We start from the raw sequence: 3,249 nt of genomic DNA, 5'->3' as shown, positions 1-3,249 counted from the left end.
GGGGGGGTGATCTTTTAGCATACTGCTATTATAAAAAATCCCCACTCAAAAGTGGGGACTTTGTCAGCAGTCTGAAAACCCTCACCGGAGTGAGGGTTTCAAAGGTTAATACAATGCTAAACAGTTTTACATATCAAAGCCGTCTTCAAAAATTAAGTCCAACCCGGTGATGTCACAGGTGGCACCATATTGGCCATAACCCATTAAAACAGCTTTACGGATTTGTGGTAAGCCCCAGCCGGTATAAGGATCCCAGCCGGCACCATATGGGGTGTTGGTCGGATCATAAACACCGGATAAATCTTTGGCTGAATCCCGTGCCAGTTGACGGACCTGTTTGTTGGTTAATTGAGTCGGACCGCCACAGGCATTCCAAATCAGTGAAAGGGCGCCGGACACACCCGGTGTGGCCATTGAAGTTCCACTGAAGTAATCATAACCGCCGACACAACCGACACAGCCACTGCCGTCATCAGAAAGAACCCGAGTTGAAGTACCCAAGGCATTATTTCTAAGAAACAAACCTTCACTTTGTAGAATAGTGACACTCGGAATGGTCGCACCGCTGGTACAGCCACCAAAACAGGTTCCGCTTATTGAACCCGGCTCATTATTAAACAACACCACCGCCAGGCCACCATTATCAGCAACATTGTTCATTTTTTCAGCAAAACTATGCGTACCCCGTTCACATAAAACCACACTACCGTTCCAAGAAGCATTAATGTCAGTAACCCCACATAATCCGCCTTCCACTAAAATTTGAGTGACATCACCATTGGCGGTTTCGGCAATTTTAACGCCTGAATAGGTCTGTCCATTATTGGTGACTTCGAAAATAGGCACACCACCATTCAGATTCGACACGGTACTCAAGACCTGTTCACCGCCACCGGCTAATTCAACCACATCCCATTCCACATTGGCCGGTGGGTTATTGGGATCATAACCGGTGGGTGGATGTTGACTGCTGTTATACATGCCTTCAGTGGAATTCAAACCACCCACAGCTATCACAGAATCATAATTGGCCGGATAACTGTTGGCGGTATTACCGTCATTACCGGCCGCTGCGACACTGATAATATTGTAATTATCATATAAGTCCTGAAAAGTATTATCCTCAAACGAACTGTAACCACCGCCTAAGCTCATATTAATCACATGGGCACCTTCATCACGACATTCTTCAGCGGCCGCCGCTAAACTTGCGGTTGACCCCCATGTGCCGGAATTGTTGAAAACTTTCACAATATGATAATCTGCAGCACCCGGCATGACACCCACCACGCCTTCGGTGTTATTCACAGCATTAATGGTGCCGGCCACATGGGTACCGTGTGAACCACCATCTTCCGTATACGCTTCACCCGGGACATAGGATATACCGGTAACATTAATGTCCTTCAAGTCATCATGGACTGCATAAAAGCCACTGTCGATAATACAAACTTTAAATCCTGATCCATCTGCTGCACCGGGGTCCACCAAACCATCGCGGTTTTTGTCCCAAATGTCTCTGGCCTGAAACTGATCCACATTCCATGGCGTTACCTGCGCCATCATTTGATGTTGCGGTACCGCTTCCACCAGAGTAACATTGGATTGCGCACTGATTGTTGCTATTTCACTTTTGGGCAACATCACGACCACCGTATTCAATCGGTCTAAGTCGTGCGCAATTTCAATAGATTGCGCGCGTGAAGACGCTTGTTGAATGGCAGCCTGAAGTTGTGATTTGGTTCCGGGCTTATATTGAACATAATAGGCCTGAACGGAATTGTGTGTTTGACTGCTGTCGGCTTTAATCTGGCCACTTTTCAAATCAGACGTTTCAGCAAAACTGGCTCCACTCAAAGCCAGAGCAATGCTGCCGGCCAATAATAATTTCTTTGGTTTCATTGTTATTCCTCAATAATATTGTTCAATTAGAACCAGGCTAATTGAAGGGGTAAAAAATCAGTATTGTTATTAACAGATACAATCAATCGCGCTTTATTGTTGTTATTGGTGCTTGAACCGCAAAGATTCTATCACAGAAGATTTACAAAAATACAGAACATCAACAACAATTCACCATCAGTGGCCGCAAACACTGGGGTTTTCTATTTTTTAGATGGTTTAGCTGTTGACAGATAAGCATTGTGCGGCTTCCGGCGGGATCTGCTCTGCCGATTGAATTTACAATCTCCACCTGGTGATTGCCCCCTGCGGACGTCTAAAAAATGTTGGATTACCGTGATAACTGGGGGCAATGTTGCTAAAAGTGAGCCGTAAAAAAAGCCGCACTACGGCGGCTTTTTTAGTTTTAAACAATTGTTATTTACTGACGGATATATTTTCTACCGAAGAAGACCAGCAATAACATTAAACCCATCACACCCAAGATGGTCATGGTGGGTACGGGTGCCGCTTCAGGTTGTGGGCCATAAATAATAAACGGAAAGCCTTGTTGCGTTAGTGTGCCGCCATCATCAGCATTAGCGTAAGTCACCCCACCGTCGGTTGACTGCAAACCATTGCCCGTCGTGGTAGATCCGGTGATGGTGATGGGTGGTGCCCAGGGACCTGATCCACCGGAACCGTCACTTTGCCAGTCTAACCAATAGGTACCGGCAGGTAATGTGGTGTACACATCGACCACACTCACCGCAATTTGACGGTCGGTATTACCACCTGTTGTGGAGTCAGTCACGCGTAAAATATTCGCTGGGGCTGTTTGACTCATGCGATTGGTGCTGGTGTCACCAAAAACCACATTACTACCGGTCTGGCCGGGAGGACCATCCCAAATTTGCAAATTGACAGCGGTGATGGTAGAGGCAGTTTCAAATGATTGATAGGCAAAAAACTCAATCTGATTAATCGTCCAGCCACCGGCCGGTACGGTAAAATCATCCGCAATCCGATTACTGTTTGCGAATTGATGACCAAAGCCCAAAGTGGTCATACCCAAATTACCCTGAAGTACACTTTCATCCAAACCACCGACACCGGTGCCCGGGCTATTGACCAATGGCCCGTTATCATACAATACCGCACCGGAGGCCAATTGAAGGCTGTTGCCACCACTTGGCAAAGCGGTGTTTTGATTATCGGTAACGGCATTGGTTGTGGTTTCTGCTGACTGTGCCAGCGTTAAACCGGACACCAACAATAAAGTTAAAAAAATACTTAATTTACCCGTGGTGCATTTAGGCAATTTTGATTTTTAGGTTGTTAATATTTCTGTTTTCGAGGTAGTTAATC

Annotated in this window: 2 protein-coding genes; both read right to left on the bottom strand. The window is 46.1% G+C overall.

Annotation, left to right across the window (positions count from 1 at the left end; translation table 11 throughout):
• Positions 1-126: 126 nt before the first annotated feature.
• A complete protein-coding gene (locus IEV16_RS13205) occupies positions 127-1,902 on the bottom strand; it encodes a S8 family serine peptidase (protein WP_188366194.1) in 1,776 nt (591 codons plus the stop codon).
• A gap of 421 nt (positions 1,903-2,323) precedes the next feature.
• Positions 2,324-3,202, bottom strand: coding sequence for a hypothetical protein (locus IEV16_RS13200; RefSeq protein WP_188366193.1), 879 nt, complete (start codon positions 3,200-3,202; stop codon positions 2,324-2,326).
• Between the last annotated feature and the right edge of the window lie 47 nt (positions 3,203-3,249).

This window comes from Marinicella pacifica, from assembly GCF_014636635.1.
Lineage (GTDB): Bacteria > Pseudomonadota > Gammaproteobacteria > Xanthomonadales > Marinicellaceae > Marinicella > Marinicella pacifica.
This window is presented reverse-complemented; position numbering and strand designations above follow the sequence as displayed.

Excerpts from the sequence above, each read along its gene's own strand:
- IEV16_RS13205 (WP_188366194.1), bottom strand. The coding sequence starts at position 1,902 with ATGAAACCAAAGAAATTATTATTGGCCGGCAGCATTGCTCTGGCTTTG.